This window comes from Pseudomonas akapageensis (assembly GCF_011355085.1).
In the GTDB taxonomy this organism is placed as follows: domain Bacteria; phylum Pseudomonadota; class Gammaproteobacteria; order Pseudomonadales; family Pseudomonadaceae; genus Aquipseudomonas; species Aquipseudomonas akapageensis.
Map to the genome: position 1 here is coordinate 49,956 of NZ_VXCP01000036.1, position 18,067 is coordinate 68,022.

Genomic DNA, 18,067 nt, shown 5'->3' on the forward strand with positions numbered 1-18,067 from the left:
CTAACCTTAGAGTTGGGCAGCTGGACCGCCGATCGGGGTTTCCGGACGATCGCCCTGTGCAACGGGGGTACCGGTCGTACCCGAACCACCTTCCCAATCACGTGGTTCGCGTGGAGTGCGACCAGCCATGATGTCGTCGATCTGTTCGGCGTCGATGGTTTCGTACTTCATCAACGCATCGGCCATTGCATCGAGCTTGTCGCGATTGTCGGTCAGGATCTGCTTGGCCGTGCCATAGCACTGGTCAATAATACTGCGCACTTCCGAGTCGATCAGCTTGGCGGTTTCTGCGGACAGGCTGGCGTGTTGGGCACCGGCACTGCGACCCAGGAACACTTCGCCTTCCTCTTCGGCATACATCAGCGGACCGAGTTTTTCGGACAAGCCCCACTTGGTGACCATGTTGCGAGCAATCTGGCTGGCACGCATGATGTCGTTGGAAGCGCCGGTGGTCACACCGTCGAAGCCCAGGGTCATTTCTTCAGCGATACGGCCACCGTACAGCGAACAGATCTGGCTGATCAGCGCACGCTTGGACAGGCTGTAGCGATCTTCCTCGGGCAGGAACATGGTTACACCCAGGGCCCGGCCGCGCGGAATGATCGATACCTTGTACACCGGATCATGCTCAGGCACGACACGACCGACAATGGCATGGCCAGCTTCGTGATAAGCCGTGTTCTGCTTCTCTTTTTCGGACATGACCATGGTTTTGCGCTCGGCGCCCATCATGATCTTGTCTTTGGCCAGCTCGAACTCTTTCATTTCCACGACGCGCTTGCCACCACGGGCAGCGAACAGCGACGCTTCGTTGACCAGGTTGGCAAGGTCTGCACCGGAGAAGCCTGGGGTACCGCGCGCGATAACCGCAGGAGCAACGTCGTCACCCACCGGCACTTTGCGCATGTGCACCTTGAGAATCTGTTCACGACCGCGGATGTCTGGCAGGCCGACCACAACCTGACGGTCGAAGCGGCCCGGACGCAGCAGCGCAGGGTCGAGTACGTCAGGACGGTTGGTTGCGGCAATGACGATGATGCCGTCATTCATTTCAAAACCGTCCATCTCTACCAGCAACTGGTTGAGGGTCTGCTCGCGCTCATCATGACCACCGCCCATGCCGGCACCACGATGGCGACCGACGGCGTCGATTTCATCGATGAAGATGATGCATGGCGCATGTTTCTTGGCCTGTTCGAACATGTCACGAACACGGCTGGCACCGACACCGACGAACATTTCGACGAAATCGGAACCGGAAATGGTGAAGAACGGTACTTTGGCTTCGCCAGCGATGGCCTTGGCCAACAGGGTCTTACCGGTACCAGGAGGGCCGACCATCAGCACGCCGCGCGGAATACGACCGCCCAGGCGCTGGAACTTGCCTGGATCGCGCAGGAACTCGACCAGCTCGCCCACTTCTTCCTTGGCTTCGTCACAACCGGCCACATCGGCCAGCGTGGTCTTGACCTGATCTTCGGACAGCAGGCGCGCCTTGCTCTTGCCGAAGCTCATTGGCCCGCCCTTGCCGCCGGCACCGCCCTGCATCTGCCGCATGAAGAACATGAACACGGCAATGATCACGAGGATCGGGAAGCTCGCGACCAGCAGCTGGGTCCAGATGCTCTGTTGCTCAGGCTGCTTGCCTTCGACCACGACATGGTTGTCGACCAGGTCGCCGATCAGGCCGTTATCCTGGATCGCAGGACGAATGGTCTTGAAGTTGTCGCCATCCGTGCGCTTGCCGGTGATGACATAGCCATCGACAGCCACGCGCTCGACCTTGCCATCCTTGACCTGCTGAATGAAGTCGGAATAGTTGAGGGTCTGCGGTTCATTTGGGCTGGAGAAGTTGTTCATCACCGTCACCAGGACCGCCGCAATGATCAGCCACAGGATCAGGTTCTTTGCCATATCGTTCAATTCGCTACCCTCTGAAACAAGCTACCCGTGCAGCGTGCTTCGCATGATATTCACCGGCTTAACTTACTACATAACCTACACACCTGCAGGCGCCGTCTGTAACCCTTTGTGAACCTAGACTACACGATGTTCATCCACATCAGGCAGGACATCCGATTGGAAAAAACTATCGGATACCCCGGAAGCCGCCGGCCTGACGCCTTACTCGCCGCGATAACCCCTTGCCAGCAAGTACTGTTCGCGGGAGCGATCCCGTGAAGAGTCAGGTTTGAGCATCTGGACCTTGTCGAATTTCTGACGAGCGTCCTTCAGATAAACGTCAAACCCTTCACCCTGGAAAATCTTGATCAGGAAATCACCACCGGGCTTGAGTACCCGAGTCGCCAGATCAAGGGCCAGTTCACACAAGAACATGGCCTTTGGCATATCCACGGCAGGCGTACCACTCATATTGGGGGCCATATCGGAAATCACAAGGTCTACGTGTGAATTACCTACCGCCTCCAGGATCTGCGCCAGCACTTCATCCTGGGTGAAATCGCCCTGGATGAAATTGACGTCCGGAATGCTGTCCATCTCCAGGATATCGGAAGCAATCAGGCGGCCCTGACCGCCGATCAGACGGCTGGTCACCTGCGACCAGCCACCCGGCGCTGCGCCCAGGTCGATAACGCTCATTCCGGGGCGGATCAAGCGGTACTTTTCCTGGATCTCCAGCAATTTGTAGCTCGCACGCGAGCGATAGCCGTCCTTTTGCGCCTTTTTGACGTAAGGGTCGTTGAAATGTTCTTTCAGCCAGCCAAGGCTTGTCTTGGAACGCGCCACTGGGCACCTCGATGATAAGGGTCGTGATTAACTGGGCGGATCCACGGGCCCTCGGGTAAAATGGCCGCCATTTTTACAGAATCTAGACAAAGGGTCAGATTATGCCGCTCACTAACGAGCAGAAGAAACAGTACAAATCCATTGGCCACGACCTGAAACCGGTTCTGATCGTGGCAGGCAATGGGCTGACTGAGGGCGTTATCGCCGAACTCGAACGCGCCTTGGCCGATCACGAACTGATCAAGGTCGAGATTCGCTCGGAAGATCGCGAAGAACGTGCCGCCGCAATCGCCGCGCTGTGCAAGGCCGGTCGCGCCGAACTGGTGCAGACCATTGGTAAAAAGGCGCTGATCTATCGCCGCAACCCACAGCCTAACAAACAGCTGTCGAATATCCATCGCTACAAGTGATGCTGGCTCCGTTCAGTGGCGCGCCAGGCGCGCCCTGCCCGGAATCGGCTGCAGTACCAGCAACAGCCCCGTCAATCCCATGATCAGATAACAGAACAGCTGCCAGCGCAATGCTTGCGGCACGCCAGCGTTCAGCGCGAAATAGACGCCACTGGCAACGATTGCCAGCAACAACAGCTGCCCGCGCAAATCCCGCCACAAACTGACCAACCCTTCGGCCTGAATCAGCACCACCGCCTGCAGACCACTGCAAAATGCAGCAAAACCCACCAGCAATGTGCCGACCAGTTGACCGACATCCTCCACCAGCAAGGGTGCGAGACCGATTTGTGCCAAGGCGGGTAACAGACAGAAGTGCAGGATCCACAGGCCGCCGACCCAGAGTACCTGGGCCAGCTGCCAGACAATTGCGCCCGACCGCAGCAGCGGGCGACGCTTGTTAAACGTGGCGGACTTCGACAATCTCGTACTCGATCATACCGCTCGGGGTCTTCACCGCCACGACATCACCCTCTTCCTTGGCGATCAGGGCACGAGCGATCGGCGAGCCGACCGAGATCTTGCCGACCTTGATGTCTGCCTCGTCCTCACCCACGATCTGGTAAGTGACGCTTTCATCGGTCTCGACGTTGGCGATTTCGACGGTGGTACCGAAAATCACCTTGCCCGTATGAGGGATGGTCGTTACATCGATGATCACGGCATTCTGCATGCGACCCTCGATGTCACGAATCCGCGCCTCGACCATACCCTGCTGCTCGCGAGCAGCATGGTATTCGGCGTTTTCCTTCAGATCACCCAACTCGCGGGCCGTACCGATGTCCTGGCTGAGCTTCGGACGGACGACCTTGGTCAGGTGAGCGTGTTCTTCCTCCAGGGCGCGCGCGCCCTGAACAGTCATTGGGTACTTGGTTATGCTCATGCCTTGAGTCCTGCATGGAGATCCTGCAAGCGACGCACGGTCTTTTCAGGACCGAACTTGAGCGCTTCGCAGATGGCTTCACCGGCAGCAATAGTAGTGGTGCAGTAGATTTTGTGCTGCAGGGCGTTACGACGAATCGAGTAAGAATCGGCGATCGACTGACGACCTTCTGTAGTGTTGATGATCAGCGACACTTCGTCATTCTTGATCATGTCGACCACGTGCGGACGACCTTCGGTCACCTTGTTCACACGACGCACCTTCAGGCCAGCCGCTTCGATAATCTTGGCTGTACCGGCGGTAGCGACCACTTCGAAGCCCAGGGCGATCAGGTCGCGGGCAACGCCAGCCACTTGTGGCTTGTCGTCGTCACGCACGCTGATGAACGCAGTGCCGCCAGTCGGCAGTACTTCGCTGGCACCCATCTGGGCCTTGGCAAAGGCTTCGCCGAAGCTGTCGCCGACACCCATGACTTCACCGGTGGACTTCATCTCTGGGCCGAGGATCGGGTCAACGCCAGGGAACTTGGCGAACGGGAACACCGCTTCCTTCACGCTGTAGAAGTTCGGAATGATTTCCTTGGTGAAGCCCAGTTCTTTCAGGGTTTTGCCAGCCATGACGCGGGCGGCAATCATCGCCAGAGAGGTACCGATGCACTTGGACACGAACGGTACGGTACGGGAAGCACGCGGGTTGACTTCGATCACGTAGATCTTGTCGCCCTGCAGGGCCAACTGTACGTTCATCAGGCCGACAACGCCCAGCTCCAGGGCCATTTTCTTGACCTGGTCACGAACTTCGTCCTGGACATGGGCAGGCAGCGAGTACGGCGGCAGCGAGCACGCGGAGTCACCGGAGTGAACGCCAGCCTGTTCGATGTGCTGCATGATCGCGCCGATCACCACGTCGGTGCCGTCGCAGACCGCATCCACGTCCATCTCGATGGCGCAGTTGAGGAAGTGGTCGAGCAGTACCGGGCTGTCGTTGGACACCTGGACCGCTTCGCGCAGGTAGCGCTTGAGCTCGTCCAGTTCGTAGACGATCTCCATGGCGCGGCCGCCCAGTACGTAGGACGGGCGCACCACCAGCGGGTAACCGATGACGCCGGCAGCGCGAATGGCTTCATCTTCGCTGCGCACGGTGGCGTTTGGCGGCTGCAGCAGGTTCAGGCGCTGAACCATCTGCTGGAAGCGCTCACGGTCTTCGGCGCGGTCGATGGCGTCAGGGCTGGTACCGATGATCGGCACACCGGCCTCTTCCAGGGCACGAGCCAGTTTCAGCGGGGTCTGGCCGCCGTACTGGACGATCACGCCTTTGGGCTTCTCGACGCGAACCACTTCCAGCACGTCTTCAAGGGTCAACGGCTCGAAGTACAGGCGGTCGGAGGTGTCGTAGTCGGTGGAGACGGTTTCCGGGTTGCAGTTGACCATGATGGTCTCGTAACCGTCGTCGCGCAGCGCCAGTGCAGCGTGCACGCAGCAGTAGTCGAACTCGATACCCTGGCCGATACGGTTCGGACCGCCGCCCAGGATCATGATCTTGTCGCGAGTCGACGGGTTGGCCTCGCACTCTTCCTCATAGGTCGAGTACAGGTAAGCGGTGTCGGTAGCAAATTCGGCCGCGCAGGTGTCAACGCGCTTGTAGACCGGGAAGACTTCCAGCTTGTGGCGATGACGGCGCAGGTTCTTGTCGGTGATGCCCAACAGTTTGGCCAGCCGCTGGTCGGAGAAACCCTTGCGCTTGAGGCGCAGCATCAGGTTTTTGTCGATCGCGGACAGGGCAAGGGTCTTGACCTTCTCCTCTTCCTTGATCAGGTCTTCCATCTGCACCAGGAACCAGCGGTCGATCATGGTCAGGGCGAAGATATCGTCCACGCTCATGCCCGAACGCATTGCGTCGGCCACGTACCAGATACGCTCGGCGCCCGGCACGGTCAGTTCGCGCTTGAGGATGCTCGCAGCTTCGGGGCTGGCCAGGTCGACTTTCGGATCCAGGCCGCAGACACCCACTTCCAGGCCACGCAGAGCTTTCTGCAGGGATTCCTGGAAGGTCCGGCCAATGGCCATGACTTCACCTACCGACTTCATCTGAGTGGTCAGGCGGGCGTCGGCTTTCGGGAACTTCTCGAAGGCGAAGCGCGGCAACTTGGTCACGACGTAGTCGATGGACGGCTCGAAGGACGCCGGAGTGCGACCGCCGGTAATGTCGTTCTGCAGTTCGTCGAGGGTGTAACCCACGGCCAGCTTGGCGGCGATCTTGGCGATCGGGAAGCCGGTGGCCTTGGAAGCCAGTGCCGAGGAGCGCGATACACGCGGGTTCATCTCGATCACAACCATACGGCCAGTGTTCGGGCAGATACCGAACTGTACGTTGGAACCGCCGGTTTCAACGCCGATCTCGCGCAGTACCGCCAGCGAGGCGTTGCGCAGGATCTGGTATTCCTTGTCGGTCAGGGTCTGGGCTGGAGCGACGGTAATCGAGTCGCCGGTGTGCACGCCCATCGGGTCGAAGTTTTCGATCGAGCAGACGATGATGCAGTTGTCCTTCTTATCGCGGACCACCTCCATCTCGTACTCTTTCCAGCCGATCAGCGATTCATCGATCAGCAGTTCCTTGGTCGGCGACAGGTCCAGGCCACGGGCACAGATTTCTTCGAACTCTTCACGGTTGTAGGCAATACCGCCACCGGTGCCGCCCATGGTGAAGGACGGACGGATGATGCACGGGAAGCCCAGCTTCTCGAGAACCGCGTTGGCCTCTTCCATGCTGTGGGCGATACCGGAGCGCGGGCACGCCAGGCCGATGGACTTCATGGCCTGGTCGAAACGCGAACGGTCTTCGGCCTTGTCGATGGTGTCGGCGTTGGCACCGATCATTTCCACGCCGAACTTCTCCAGAACGCCTTCGCGCTCCAGGTCCAGGGCGCAGTTCAGGGCAGTCTGGCCACCCATGGTCGGCAGCAGTGCGTCTGGGCGCTCTTTCTCGATGATCTTGGCAACGGTCTGCCATTTGATCGGTTCGATGTAGGTCGCATCCGCCATTGCCGGGTCGGTCATGATGGTCGCCGGGTTGGAGTTCACCAGGATGACGCGGTAACCCTCTTCGCGCAGGGCCTTGCAGGCCTGGGCGCCGGAGTAGTCGAATTCGCAGGCCTGGCCGATTACGATCGGGCCAGCGCCAAGAATCAGGATGCTTTTAATGTCTGTACGTTTTGGCATGGGTTGTCACTCAAATCCGCAGGTCAGTCGGCAAGCCGTCTTGATCAATCTGTGAGGCAGCCGAGGGGACCACCGGGTTTTCCGGGGCCACCCTCGATGCCTTCGCGCTACATTTCCAAGGCGTGCCGTTAGCGGCGCTTGGCCATGGCGTCGATGAAGCGGTCGAACAGCGGCGCCACATCGTTCGGGCCCGGGCTGGCTTCAGGGTGACCCTGGAAGCTGAAGGCGCTCTTGTCGGTCAGTTCGATACCTTGCAGGGTGCCGTCGAACAGCGACTTGTGGATTGCCCGGACATTGCTCGGCAGGGTCGCTTCGTCGACCGCAAAACCGTGGTTCTGACTGGTGATCATCACGACACCGGTATCCAGATCCTGCACCGGGTGGTTGGCACCGTGGTGGCCATGACCCATTTTCACGGTCTTGGCGCCGGAGGCCAGGGCCAGCAGCTGGTGACCCAGGCAGATCCCGAATACCGGGATCTCGGTTTCAAGGATGTCCTTGATCGCCTGGATGGCGTAGTCGCACGGCTCGGGGTCGCCAGGGCCGTTGGACAGGAACACGCCGTCAGGATTGAGGGCGAGCACTTCACTGGCAGGCGTTTGCGCCGGCACCACGGTCAGGCGGCAACCGCGCTCGACCAGCATGCGCAGGATGTTGACCTTGACGCCGTAGTCGTAGGCAACCACGTGGTACGGCAACTCGGACGCTTCGATGGTCGGGTGGCTGTCGGTTTTCAGGTTCCAGACACTGGAGCGCCACTCATAGCTCTTCTCGGTACTGACGACCTTGGCCAGGTCCATGCCCTTAAGGCCAGGGAAGCCACGCGCCGCTTCGATCGCCGCTTCTTCGGAGATGTTGTCGCCAGCCAGGATGCAACCGTTCTGGGCGCCTTTTTCGCGCAGGATGCGAGTCAGGCGACGGGTGTCGATACCCGCGATTGCCACTACATTGTTGGCTTTCAGGTAATCGGACAGGGACATTGTGTTACGCCAGTTGCTCGCAACCAGTGGCAGGTCGCGAATCACCAGACCCGCCGACCAGACGCGATCGGACTCGGCGTCTTCTGGCGTGGTGCCAGTGTTGCCGATGTGCGGATAGGTCAGGGTAACGATCTGCTGGGCGTAGGAAGGATCGGTAAGAATTTCCTGATAGCCGGTCATTGCGGTGTTGAACACCACCTCACCAACGGTCTGACCGTCGGCTCCAATGGCTTCGCCGCGAAAAATGCTGCCATCAGCAAGGGCGAGTATGGCTGGCTTAGTCAAGAAGACCTCCCGTAAATAGAGCCTGAAAGGGCGATCGCAGGTTGCAAAAAAGCGGAATGACGTATAGACACGTCACCCCGCTTCTTAGTCGAATTCTCTGCGCGCTTTTAGTGGACACACTAAAGCTGTAGCTTACAGAAAAATGCTTTTTGGGTCCACCGCTATTGAGCCTGAAAGGCATGAGAATGCGACAGACTGTCGCCAAGCGGGATAAAACAAGGGCCCGACTGCGCATATGGCAGCCGAGCCCCGTCATTGTAACAGCTCTCAGCGCAGCTCGAGCACGTCTTGCATGTCGTACAGACCCGGTGCGCGACCGTCCAGCCAAAGCGCCGCACGTACGGCCCCCTTGGCGAAGGTCATGCGGCTCGAAGCCTTGTGGGTAATTTCGACGCGCTCACCGTCAGCAGCGAACAGCACGGTGTGATCGCCAACCACGTCACCGGCACGCACCGTGGCGAAGCCGATGGTCTGCCGATCACGGGCACCGGTCTGACCTTCACGACCATAGACCGCCACTTCCTGGAGGTTACGCCCCAACGCCTGAGCGACTACCTCGCCCATGCGCAAGGCTGTACCCGAAGGCGCATCGACCTTGTGACGGTGGTGCGCCTCGATGATTTCGATATCGACCTCATCGCCGAGCACCCGCGCAGCGGTGTCGAGCAACTTCAGGCACAGGTTGACGCCCACGCTGAAGTTCGCGGCGAACACGATCGGGATATCCTTGCCAGCCTCGGCCAGGAGCTGCTTCTCCTCGACCGTGAAACCGGTGGTACCGATGATCATGGCCTTGCCCGCCTTGCGGCAGAACGCCAGGTTCTTCAAGGTGACCGACGGGTGGGTGAAATCGATCAACACGTCGAACTCTTCAACCACCCGATCGAGGTCGCCCGACAGCGGCACACCAATGCGCCCCAGTGCAGCCAGTTCACCGGCATCGGCGCCGACCAGCGTGCTGTCGGGACGATCGATTGCAGCCGTCAGACCTGCGCCCGGCGTTTGCTGAACAGCTTCGATCAGGGTCTTGCCCATGCGCCCTGCAGCGCCCATCACAGCTATACGTCGCATGCCCTACTCCCTTTTACAAATCGCCGAAGAAGCGCTTTACACCTTCGAACCAGCCACTGGCCTTGGGCGAATGCGAGCTGTCGCCTTCCAGCGATGCGCGGAACTCTTCAAGCAGTTCACGCTGACGACGATTGAGGTTGACCGGCGTTTCGACCGCCACACGACACATCAGGTCGCCCGCTCCGCCACCGCGCACTGGCGCCACACCCTTGCCACGCAAGCGGAATTGCTTGCCGGTCTGGGTACCTTCCGGAATCTTCAGCTTGACCCGACCATCGAGGGTCGGCACTTCCAGCTCGCCGCCCAATGCCGCGTCGGTGAAACTGATGGGCACTTCGCAGTACAGGTGCTTGCCATCGCGCTGGAAAATCGCGTGCTCGCGCACGTTGATCACCACATACAGATCACCAGTCGGACCACCCTGGGTGCCCGCCTCGCCCTCGCCAGACAGGCGAATGCGATCACCGGTATCGACACCGGCCGGCACCTTGACCGACAGGGTCTTGTACTCTTCGACACGCCCTTCGCCATGGCACGAATCGCAAGGGTCGGAAATGACCTTGCCCTGGCCATGACAGCGTGGGCAGGTCTGCTGCACCGAGAAAAAGCCTTGCTGCATGCGAACCTGGCCGATACCACCACAGGTGGAGCAGGTGACAGGCGCCGAGCCCTTCTTGGCACCCGAACCATCGCACGGCTTGCAGTTGACCAGCGTTGGCACACGGATATTCACCGTGGTGCCGCGCACGGCTTCTTCCAGGTTCAGCTCCAGGGTGTAGCGCAGGTCGCTGCCACGCTGGGCGCCACCACGGGAGCCGCCACGGCCACCGCCGAAGAAATCACTGAAAACATCGCCAAAGATGTCAGAGAAGTTGGCGCCGCCGAAACCGGCACCGCCGCCACCCATGCTCGGATCGACGCCGGCATGACCATACTGGTCGTACGCTGCGCGCTTGCTCGCATCGGATAGAACTTCATAGGCCTCGTTGGCCTCCTTGAATTTCTCTTCCGATGCCTTGTCGTCAGGGTTACGGTCAGGGTGATGCTTCATCGCGAGGCGACGGTAGGCCTTTTTCAGGTCGGCCTCGGACGAGCCGCGCTCGACACCCAGAACCTCGTAATAGTCACGCTTTGCCATAAGTCTTTGCACTCTTGTGGACGTTCGGCAAACCTCTGCGCGTTCGTTCCGCGCGGTGCCGCCAGCATTCAACCCTGGTCAAATGCTGTAAAAATTCGTGTATTCCAGACACGCCAACGCGGGAGCAAGCCCCCGCGCGGCGACATCCTACCAGCCACCGCGAGAATGCGCTGAACTGGCCGACAACAAGCGATAATTACTTGTGGTCTTTGACTTCTTCGAACTCAGCGTCGACGACGTCGTCATGCTTGCCAGCTTCTTCAGCAGGCTGAGCAGCCGCTTCCGGCTTTTCCGCCTGCTCGGCATACATCTTCTGCGCCACAGGAGCGGAAACCTTGGACAGCTCTTCGACCTTGGCTTCGATTGCTGCCTTGTCGTCGCCTTTCACAGCGGCTTCCAGGGCAACAACAGCAGCTTCGATCGCAGTTTTCTCTTCCGCGGTCACCTTGTCACCGGCATCGGCGACCATCTTGCGAGTCGAATGAACCAGCGCGTCACCCTGGTTACGGGCAGTGGCCAGCTCTTCGAACTTGCGGTCTTCCTCGGCGTTGACTTCAGCGTCGCGAACCATCTGCTGAATTTCTTCCTCGGACAGGCCGGAGTTGGCCTTGATAACGATCGACTGCTGCTTGCCAGTGGCCTTGTCCTTGGCACCTACGTGCAGGATGCCGTTGGCGTCGATGTCGAAGGTCACTTCGATTTGCGGCACACCACGTGGAGCCGGTGGAATCTCGGCCAGGTCGAACTTGCCCAGGGACTTGTTCTGGGCCGCTTGCTTGCGCTCGCCTTGCAGCACGTGAATGGTCACGGCGCTCTGGTTGTCATCGGCAGTGGAGAACACCTGCGACTTCTTGGTCGGGATGGTGGTGTTCTTCTCGATCAGCGCGGTCATCACGCCACCCATGGTTTCGATACCCAGGGTCAGCGGGCTGACGTCGAGCAGCAGAACGTCCTTCACGTCACCAGCCAATACGGCGCCCTGGATGGCAGCACCCATGGCAACGGCTTCGTCCGGGTTGACGTCCTTGCGGGCTTCTTTGCCGAAGAAATCGGTAACCAGCTTCTGTACCAGCGGCATACGGGTCTGACCGCCGACCAGGATCACATCGTTGATCTTGCTGACGTCGATACCGGCATCTTTCATGGCGATGCGGCAAGGCTCGATGGTGCGCTGAACCAGGTCTTCGACCAGCGATTCCAGCTTGGCGCGGGAGATCTTGACGTTCAGGTGCTTCGGACCGGTTGCGTCTGCGGTGATGTACGGCAGGTTGACGTCGGTCTGCTGGCTGGAAGACAGCTCGATCTTGGCTTTTTCAGCGGCTTCTTTCAGGCGCTGCATGGCCAGCGGGTCACCCTTGAGGTTCATGCCGCTTTCTTTCTTGAACTCGTCCACGAGGTAGTCGATCAGACGGATGTCGAAGTCTTCACCACCGAGGAAAGTGTCACCGTTGGTTGCCAGTACTTCGAACTGGTGCTCACCGTCGACTTCAGCGATCTCGATCACCGACACGTCGAAGGTACCGCCACCCAGGTCGTAAACGATCACGGTGTGATCGCCCTTGGCCTTGTCCATGCCATATGCCAGAGCAGCAGCGGTCGGTTCATTGATGATGCGCTTGACGTCCAGACCGGCAATACGACCAGCATCTTTAGTGGCCTGACGCTGGCTGTCGTTGAAATACGCAGGTACGGTGATGACCGCTTCAGTCACTGCTTCGCCGAGGTAGTCTTCGGCGGTCTTCTTCATCTTTTTCAGGATTTCAGCCGAGATTTGTGGCGGTGCCATTTTCTGGCCGTTCACTTCTACCCAGGCGTCGTTGTTGTCAGCCTTGACGATCTTGTAAGGGACCATCTGGATGTCTTTCTGTACGACTTCTTCGTCGAAACGACGGCCGATCAGACGCTTCACCGCATACAGGGTGTTGTGCGGGTTGGTTACAGCCTGACGCTTGGCGGACTGGCCGACCAGGATCTCGCCATCGTTGGCGTAAGCGATGATCGACGGCGTGGTACGAGCGCCTTCAGCGTTCTCGATAACCTTGACGTTGCCGTTTTCCAGAATGGAGACGCAGGAGTTGGTAGTCCCCAGGTCGATACCGATGATTTTGCCCATGTTCACTCTCCCGAAACTTGAATTTGGTTGCCGCAGCAGTGGTGGCTAACTGCGGTAGCACTTAAACGCTTGACACCTAAATGGGGGCCGTTCGACCGATTTCAAGCCTTCTCGTCAATCGAAGGCGAAACCGGTGCCGGCGCCTTGCTGACCACGACCATGGCCGGACGCAGCAAGCGACCATTGAGCTGATAGCCCTTCTGGAAAACCTTGAGCACGCTGTTGGGCTCGACCTCGGCACTTTCCTGCATGGCCATGGCCTGGTGGTGTTCGGCGTTGAACGGCTCGCCGTGCGGATCCAGCGCTTCGAGGTTGTAGCGCTTGAGGGTGTCCTGGAACATTTTCAGGGTCAGCTCGATGCCTTCGCGCATCGGGCGGATGTTCTCGTCATCCGGATTGGACAGCTCCAGGCCGCGCTCGAGGCTGTCGATCACCGGCAGCAGGTCGCCCGCGAATTTTTCCAGCGCGAACTTGTGCGCCTTCTCGACGTCCTGTTCGGCACGGCGGCGGACGTTCTGCAAGTCGGCCGCAACGCGCAGGGACTGGTCCTTTGCGGCCGCCAACTGCTCTTCGAGCACCTGAACACGCGTTGCCAGGTCGTCACCGCCAGCTGCCTCGGCGGCCTGATTAGCATCCGGATTCTGTGTATCCAGAGTCTGTTCGTCAGCCATTAGATCTCTCCTTTCAATTACGTCAGCGAGCTCGACTCGCACTTCTGCCCGCTATATGGGGTCGTAAATTCAAGGTTCAAGGGTCTTTGTGACGAGCTGACCATTTCGCCTCATGCCTGCAAGCGATTAAAAGAACACACTCATAACCAAATCGAGCTAACCCGAGGCATTGTCAGCCGCAAATAAAACACTGTATAAATAACCAGACCTAACGCCTGGGAGCCGCCCGATGCTGGTGCACCTTTCCGTACACAACTACGCCATCGTCGAACACCTCGACCTCGAACTTGCCCGCGGAATGAGCGTCATCACCGGTGAAACCGGCGCCGGCAAATCGATCATGCTCGACGCCCTCGGCCTGACCCTCGGCGATCGCGCCGACAGCGGCGTGGTGCGCCCGGGCGCCGACAAGGCCGATATCCTCGCCACCTTCGATCTGGGCGACATCCCCGAGGCCCAAGCCTGGCTGGCCGAGCGCGACCTGGACAACGACGGCCCGTGCATACTGCGCCGGGTCATCACCGCCGAAGGGCGCTCGCGCGGCTATATCAACGGCTCGCCTTGCCCGCTGGGTGACCTGAAGGCGCTCGGCGAGCTGCTGATCGACATCCACAGCCAGCATGAACACCAATCCCTGCTCAAGACCGACACCCATCGTCGCCTGCTCGATGAATATACCGGGGCAACCGACCTTGCCCGCCAGGTGCAACTGGCTGCACAACGCTGGCGCCAGACACGCCTGGAGCTCGACCGCCTGTCCAATTCCGGCGACGAACAACGCGCCCGCCACCAATTGCTCAGCTATCAGCTCGAAGAGCTGGAAAACCTCGGGCTCGGCGAGAACGAACTGGTACAGCTCGAACAGGAACACAAAAACCTGACCAATGCCGAAGCCCTGTTCGGCATTTGCCGGCAAGTCATCGACCATTGCAGCGAGAACGACTCAGGCAACGTGCTGAGCGCTCTGACCGTCAGCCTCAACCGCCTGACCGCCGTACATAATGCACCCGGTGCCTTGGGCGAGGCGGCCAATCTGATCGCGAGCGCGCAAATCCAGGTCGAAGAGGCCGTCGGCGAACTGAACCGGTTCCTCGATCATTTCGATGCAGACCCGGCGCGACTTCAGCAACTCGAAGAGCGACTGGACACCATTTACACCCTGGCGCGCAAACACCGCATCCATCCAACCGAAGTTGCCGGCCTGCAGCAGAAACTGCTGGATGAAATCGAAACCCTGAATGCCAATGATGAATCCATCGAGCGCCTGGCCGAAGAGCTTGCGGCCTACGCCCGCCACTATCAGGAAAAAGCCCGCGAACTGAGCGGACTGCGCCAGCAGGCAGCAACCCGGCTTGCCGCAGCGGTGGAGTCGGAAATTCAGCGACTGGGCATGCCGGGCGGGCGCTTCAGCATCGAACTGCACCCCAATGGCGGCGACGAACTGCTGCCCCACGGCCTGGAACAGGTGGAGCTCCTGGTCAGCGCCAACCCCGGGCAACCGCTCAAGGCCCTGGCCAAGGTGGCATCCGGCGGCGAGTTGTCGCGCATCAGCCTGGCGATCCAGGTCATCACCGCGCAAACTTCTCGCGTACCCACCCTGGTGTTCGACGAAGTGGACGTGGGCATCGGTGGGCCGACCGCGGAAATCGTCGGCCAGTTGCTGCGCCGGCTCGGCGAGCGCGGACAGGTACTGACGGTCACCCACTTGCCCCAGGTGGCAGCCCAAGGCCATCACCACCTGTTCGTGCACAAGGTGCGCGGCAGCGATGCCACCCGCACTGCCGTCTCAAGCCTGGGCAAGAGCGAACGCGTCGAAGAAGTGGCGCGCATGTTGGGCGGCATCGACCTGACCAAGGAATCCCTGGCGCATGCCAAAAAAATGGTCGTCACGGCAAAGATCAATTGAGGCAAAACGCACGAAGGCGACCCTGAGGTCGCCTTCGCAGACTGCACGATTGCAGTAGTAACGCTTACTTCTTCTTGCGAACGTACAGCACCAGGTTGTGATCAACCAGCTCAAAACCGTGCTCGGCCACGATCTCTTTCTGACGCTTTTCAATTTCAGTGTCGAAGAACTCGATGACTTCACCGGACTCTACGTTGACCATATGGTCGTGGTGGCCGCCGTCAGCCAATTCGAAGACCGCATGGCCGCCATCGAAGTTGTGGCGCACAACCAGTCCTGCAGCTTCGAACTGGGTCAGAACACGATAAACCGTGGCCAGACCTACGTCCTCACCTGCTTCCATCAGTGCCTTGTAGACATCTTCTGCACTCATGTGACGCTGCTCGGTCGAGTCGAGCATCTGTAGAATTTTGACTCGAGGCAGTGTCACCTTGAGGCCGACTTTTCGTAGTTCGCTATTTTCAACCATGGTCAGCTTTCTCGCCGATGCTGCTTCGCAGCTTCTCTTAATACGGGTATGATCGGGGTTTACGTTGTCCAGCCAAGATAGTGGAAGTCGCCCACCGATGCAAAACACCAAGCACTTGCTAACCAGCCTCACGCTCGTGGGTCTGCTCGCACTCGCCGGTTGTTCCTTCCCCGGGGTTTACAAAATCGACATCCAGCAGGGCAATGTCGTCACGCAAGACATGATAGACCAATTACGCCCGGGAATGACCCGCAAGCAAGTACGGTTTATCATGGGCAACCCTCTGATCACCGACACATTCCATACCAATCGTTGGGATTACCTGTACAGCCTGCAGCCTGGTGGCGGCGAGCGGCAACAGGAACGCATCAGTGTATTCTTTAATTCTAGCGATCAATTGTCAGGTCTGTCGGGCGATTTCCGGCCAGGTGTGAGCCGCGACGAGGCGATTCTCGGTCGCGAAAGCAGTACTACGGTTACCCCGGCAGAGGCTACGCCAGCACAGCCTGTCGAAGTCAAACCCGAAGCCAAACCTGAAACGCCGCCCAAGCCTGGCTCGACCCTCGATCAGCTCCAGAAAGACGTGGACAAGGTTGAAGTGGTACCCGTGCCGACCCCGCGCCCCATCACGCCCGAGTAACAAGGCGAAAACAAAAAAGCCCGGCATGCCGGGCTTTTTGTCATCTGGCTTAAAGCTTTTCTGCCTTCGCCTTCGCCGCTTTGGCTGCACGCATTTTGCGCACTTCCTTGGGGTCGGCAAGCAACGGTCGATACAGCTCGATTCGCTCACCCGCCTGAACGGGCCTGGTTTGCGGCTGCGCAACCACCCGACCAAATATTCCCAACGGGTATTCTTCCAGCTTGTAGTCGGGGAACTGCTCAAGCATGCCCGACAACCTGACAGCCTCGCGCAACGTGGTCCCAGTCGGCACAGAAACCTTCAGCAACAGTTGCCGGTCCACTGCCGCAAAGACCACTTCGACCTCGATCAGGGGCTCAGCCATGAAGTTGCTTGGCTCGCTGGCAGAATGCATCGACCAGGGTATTGGCCGCCTGATTGAACAAGGGCCCCAGAGTCGCCCGAACCAAAGGCCCCGCATAGTCGAACGAAAGATCCAGGCTGATCTTGCAGGCCTTCTCACCCAACGGCTTGAAGATCCAGAGACCGTGAAGCTGATTGAACGGCCCCTCCTCCAGGTTCATTTCGATGGAATTCCCGGGCACCAGGGTATTACGTGTTACGAAATGCTGGCTGAGCCCACCCTTGGCAACCGCCAGGCTGGCACGCATATGCTCGTCACTGGCCTCCAGCACCTTGGAAGATGAACACCACGGCAGGAATTCCGGATAACGAGCGACGTCATTGACCAGGTCATACAGTGCCTGGGCAGGGTAAGGCAGCAAAGCCGAACGTTGAATATGCGTTGTCATGCAGGCGTCACTTCCAAAACTGAGCGGCAAACACTACAAGATTGCCGATGGGCGCCACATAAGCGCATCAAGAAAATCGGATTGCATTGTCCGGGATTCATTCAAGCGGCTCAAGCATGCTGCGTGCCCGTAGCCGACAACGCGACGACTGCATATAATGCGCCCCCTATGGCTAAACAAAAGAAACATCCAACAGGGACCATCGCGCAGAACAAGAAGGCGCGACACGATTACTTCGTCGAACACAAGTTCGAGGCTGGTCTGGTCCTGGCCGGCTGGGAAGTAAAAAGTCTGCGTGCCGGCAAGGCACAATTGGTCGACAGCTACGTGCTGCTCAAGGACGGCGAGGCCTGGCTGATGGGTAGCCATATCACCCCGCTGACCACCGCCAGCACCCACGTCATCGCCGACCCGACACGCACCCGCAAACTGCTGCTCAACCGCCGCGAGCTGGAAAAGCTGTTCGCCTCGGTTCAGCAAAAAGGCTACGCCTGCGTCGCCTTGTCACTGTACTGGAGCAAGCACTTGATCAAGTGCGAAATCGCTCTGGGCAAGGGCAAGAAGGAGTACGACAAGCGCCACACCGAACGCGAGCGCGATTCCGATCGCGAGTTGCAGCGTGCGGTGCGCAGCAAGGGCAAGGACGACTGACCCCAGTCGTTTTGCCTTTCGGGCCTCATCGCTGGCAAGCTGAACTGGTCAAGT

General features: G+C 59.2%; 17 protein-coding genes. 4 read left to right on the top strand and 13 right to left on the bottom strand.

Annotation, left to right across the window (positions count from 1 at the left end):
• Positions 1-6 precede the first annotated feature (6 nt).
• Both ftsH and rlmE read right to left on the bottom strand, forming a co-directional pair.
• Positions 7-1,914: an ATP-dependent zinc metalloprotease FtsH gene (gene ftsH, locus F2S13_RS21465; RefSeq protein WP_166364545.1), complete on the bottom strand. Its 1,908-nt coding sequence runs from the start codon at positions 1,912-1,914 to the stop codon at positions 7-9.
• Between the two features lie 210 nt (positions 1,915-2,124).
• The gene (gene rlmE, locus F2S13_RS21470) at positions 2,125-2,748 is read right to left on the bottom strand and encodes a 23S rRNA (uridine(2552)-2'-O)-methyltransferase RlmE (RefSeq protein ID WP_166364514.1); all 624 of its coding nucleotides are present in this window, start codon (positions 2,746-2,748) and stop codon (positions 2,125-2,127) included.
• Positions 2,749-2,849: 101 nt separating this feature from the next.
• Between rlmE and yhbY the strand changes: the two genes are divergently transcribed.
• Positions 2,850-3,158: a ribosome assembly RNA-binding protein YhbY gene (gene yhbY, locus F2S13_RS21475; protein WP_166364516.1), complete on the top strand. Its 309-nt coding sequence runs from the start codon at positions 2,850-2,852 to the stop codon at positions 3,156-3,158.
• A gap of 12 nt (positions 3,159-3,170) precedes the next feature.
• Here yhbY and F2S13_RS21480 read toward each other — a convergent pair whose 3' ends face one another.
• From F2S13_RS21480 to grpE, 8 genes are all read right to left on the bottom strand, one after another.
• A complete protein-coding gene (locus tag F2S13_RS21480; protein ID WP_178119039.1) occupies positions 3,171-3,620 on the bottom strand; it encodes an MFS transporter in 450 nt (149 codons plus the stop codon).
• Positions 3,598-4,074 (bottom strand): transcription elongation factor GreA, encoded by a 477-nt coding sequence (gene greA / locus F2S13_RS21485; protein WP_166364547.1) that lies wholly within the window; start codon positions 4,072-4,074, stop codon positions 3,598-3,600. Before greA ends, F2S13_RS21480 begins: the two co-directional genes overlap by 23 nt.
• A gap of 2 nt (positions 4,075-4,076) precedes the next feature.
• Positions 4,077-7,298 (bottom strand): carbamoyl-phosphate synthase large subunit, encoded by a 3,222-nt coding sequence (gene carB, locus F2S13_RS21490; RefSeq protein ID WP_166364518.1) that lies wholly within the window; start codon positions 7,296-7,298, stop codon positions 4,077-4,079.
• A 128-nt stretch (positions 7,299-7,426) separates the two neighbouring features.
• Positions 7,427-8,563, bottom strand: a complete 1,137-nt coding sequence (gene carA / locus F2S13_RS21495) for a glutamine-hydrolyzing carbamoyl-phosphate synthase small subunit (RefSeq protein WP_166364520.1) — start codon at positions 8,561-8,563, stop codon at positions 7,427-7,429.
• A gap of 267 nt (positions 8,564-8,830) precedes the next feature.
• On the bottom strand, positions 8,831-9,634 hold the full coding sequence (gene dapB / locus F2S13_RS21500; protein WP_166364522.1) for a 4-hydroxy-tetrahydrodipicolinate reductase: 804 nt from the start codon (positions 9,632-9,634) through the stop codon (positions 8,831-8,833).
• A 13-nt stretch (positions 9,635-9,647) separates the two neighbouring features.
• A complete protein-coding gene (dnaJ, locus tag F2S13_RS21505; RefSeq protein ID WP_166364524.1) occupies positions 9,648-10,772 on the bottom strand; it encodes a molecular chaperone DnaJ in 1,125 nt (374 codons plus the stop codon).
• Between the two features lie 196 nt (positions 10,773-10,968).
• On the bottom strand, positions 10,969-12,885 hold the full coding sequence (dnaK, locus tag F2S13_RS21510; protein WP_166364526.1) for a molecular chaperone DnaK: 1,917 nt from the start codon (positions 12,883-12,885) through the stop codon (positions 10,969-10,971).
• 101 nt (positions 12,886-12,986) lie between these two features.
• Positions 12,987-13,556, bottom strand: coding sequence for a nucleotide exchange factor GrpE (gene grpE, locus F2S13_RS21515; protein ID WP_166364528.1), 570 nt, complete (start codon positions 13,554-13,556; stop codon positions 12,987-12,989).
• 229 nt (positions 13,557-13,785) lie between these two features.
• Here grpE and recN point away from each other — a divergent pair, with 229 nt between their 5' ends.
• Positions 13,786-15,462, top strand: a complete 1,677-nt coding sequence (gene recN, locus F2S13_RS21520) for a DNA repair protein RecN (RefSeq protein ID WP_166364530.1) — start codon at positions 13,786-13,788, stop codon at positions 15,460-15,462.
• A gap of 64 nt (positions 15,463-15,526) precedes the next feature.
• Here the strand turns inward: recN and fur are convergent, their stop codons facing one another.
• Positions 15,527-15,931 carry a ferric iron uptake transcriptional regulator gene (fur, locus tag F2S13_RS21525; RefSeq protein ID WP_166364532.1) on the bottom strand — a complete coding sequence of 135 codons (405 nt, stop codon included), beginning with the start codon at positions 15,929-15,931 and terminating at the stop codon, positions 15,527-15,529.
• A gap of 97 nt (positions 15,932-16,028) precedes the next feature.
• Between fur and F2S13_RS21530 the strand changes: the two genes are divergently transcribed.
• Entirely contained in the window at positions 16,029-16,571 is a 543-nt protein-coding gene (locus tag F2S13_RS21530; protein WP_166364534.1) for an outer membrane protein assembly factor BamE, read from the top strand.
• A 49-nt stretch (positions 16,572-16,620) separates the two neighbouring features.
• Here the strand turns inward: F2S13_RS21530 and F2S13_RS21535 are convergent, their stop codons facing one another.
• Positions 16,621-16,935, bottom strand: a complete 315-nt coding sequence (locus F2S13_RS21535; protein ID WP_166364536.1) for an RnfH family protein — start codon at positions 16,933-16,935, stop codon at positions 16,621-16,623.
• The gene (locus F2S13_RS21540; protein WP_166364538.1) at positions 16,928-17,362 is read right to left on the bottom strand and encodes a type II toxin-antitoxin system RatA family toxin; all 435 of its coding nucleotides are present in this window, start codon (positions 17,360-17,362) and stop codon (positions 16,928-16,930) included. Before F2S13_RS21540 ends, F2S13_RS21535 begins: the two co-directional genes overlap by 8 nt.
• A 168-nt stretch (positions 17,363-17,530) precedes the next feature.
• Between F2S13_RS21540 and smpB the strand changes: the two genes are divergently transcribed.
• The gene (gene smpB, locus F2S13_RS21545; protein WP_166364541.1) at positions 17,531-18,013 is read left to right on the top strand and encodes an SsrA-binding protein SmpB; all 483 of its coding nucleotides are present in this window, start codon (positions 17,531-17,533) and stop codon (positions 18,011-18,013) included.
• Positions 18,014-18,067: the final 54 nt, after the last annotated feature.

Bases quoted from the DNA above. Each gene is read 5' to 3' on its own strand.
- dapB (WP_166364522.1), bottom strand. From the start codon at position 9,634: ATGCGACGTATAGCTGTGATGGGCGCTGCAGGGCGCATGGGCAAGACC.
- ftsH (WP_166364545.1), bottom strand. From the start codon at position 1,914: ATGGCAAAGAACCTGATCCTGTGGCTGATCATTGCGGCGGTCCTGGTG.
- yhbY (WP_166364516.1), top strand. From the start codon at position 2,850: ATGCCGCTCACTAACGAGCAGAAGAAACAGTACAAATCCATTGGCCAC.
- F2S13_RS21540 (WP_166364538.1), bottom strand. From the start codon at position 17,362: ATGACAACGCATATTCAACGTTCGGCTTTGCTGCCTTACCCTGCCCAG.
- dnaJ (WP_166364524.1), bottom strand. From the start codon at position 10,772: ATGGCAAAGCGTGACTATTACGAGGTTCTGGGTGTCGAGCGCGGCTCG.
- F2S13_RS21535 (WP_166364536.1), bottom strand. From the start codon at position 16,935: ATGGCTGAGCCCCTGATCGAGGTCGAAGTGGTCTTTGCGGCAGTGGAC.
- F2S13_RS21530 (WP_166364534.1), top strand. From the start codon at position 16,029: ATGCAAAACACCAAGCACTTGCTAACCAGCCTCACGCTCGTGGGTCTG.
- carB (WP_166364518.1), bottom strand. From the start codon at position 7,298: ATGCCAAAACGTACAGACATTAAAAGCATCCTGATTCTTGGCGCTGGC.
- fur (WP_166364532.1), bottom strand. From the start codon at position 15,931: ATGGTTGAAAATAGCGAACTACGAAAAGTCGGCCTCAAGGTGACACTG.
- smpB (WP_166364541.1), top strand. From the start codon at position 17,531: ATGGCTAAACAAAAGAAACATCCAACAGGGACCATCGCGCAGAACAAG.
- recN (WP_166364530.1), top strand. From the start codon at position 13,786: ATGCTGGTGCACCTTTCCGTACACAACTACGCCATCGTCGAACACCTC.
- grpE (WP_166364528.1), bottom strand. From the start codon at position 13,556: ATGGCTGACGAACAGACTCTGGATACACAGAATCCGGATGCTAATCAG.
- dnaK (WP_166364526.1), bottom strand. From the start codon at position 12,885: ATGGGCAAAATCATCGGTATCGACCTGGGGACTACCAACTCCTGCGTC.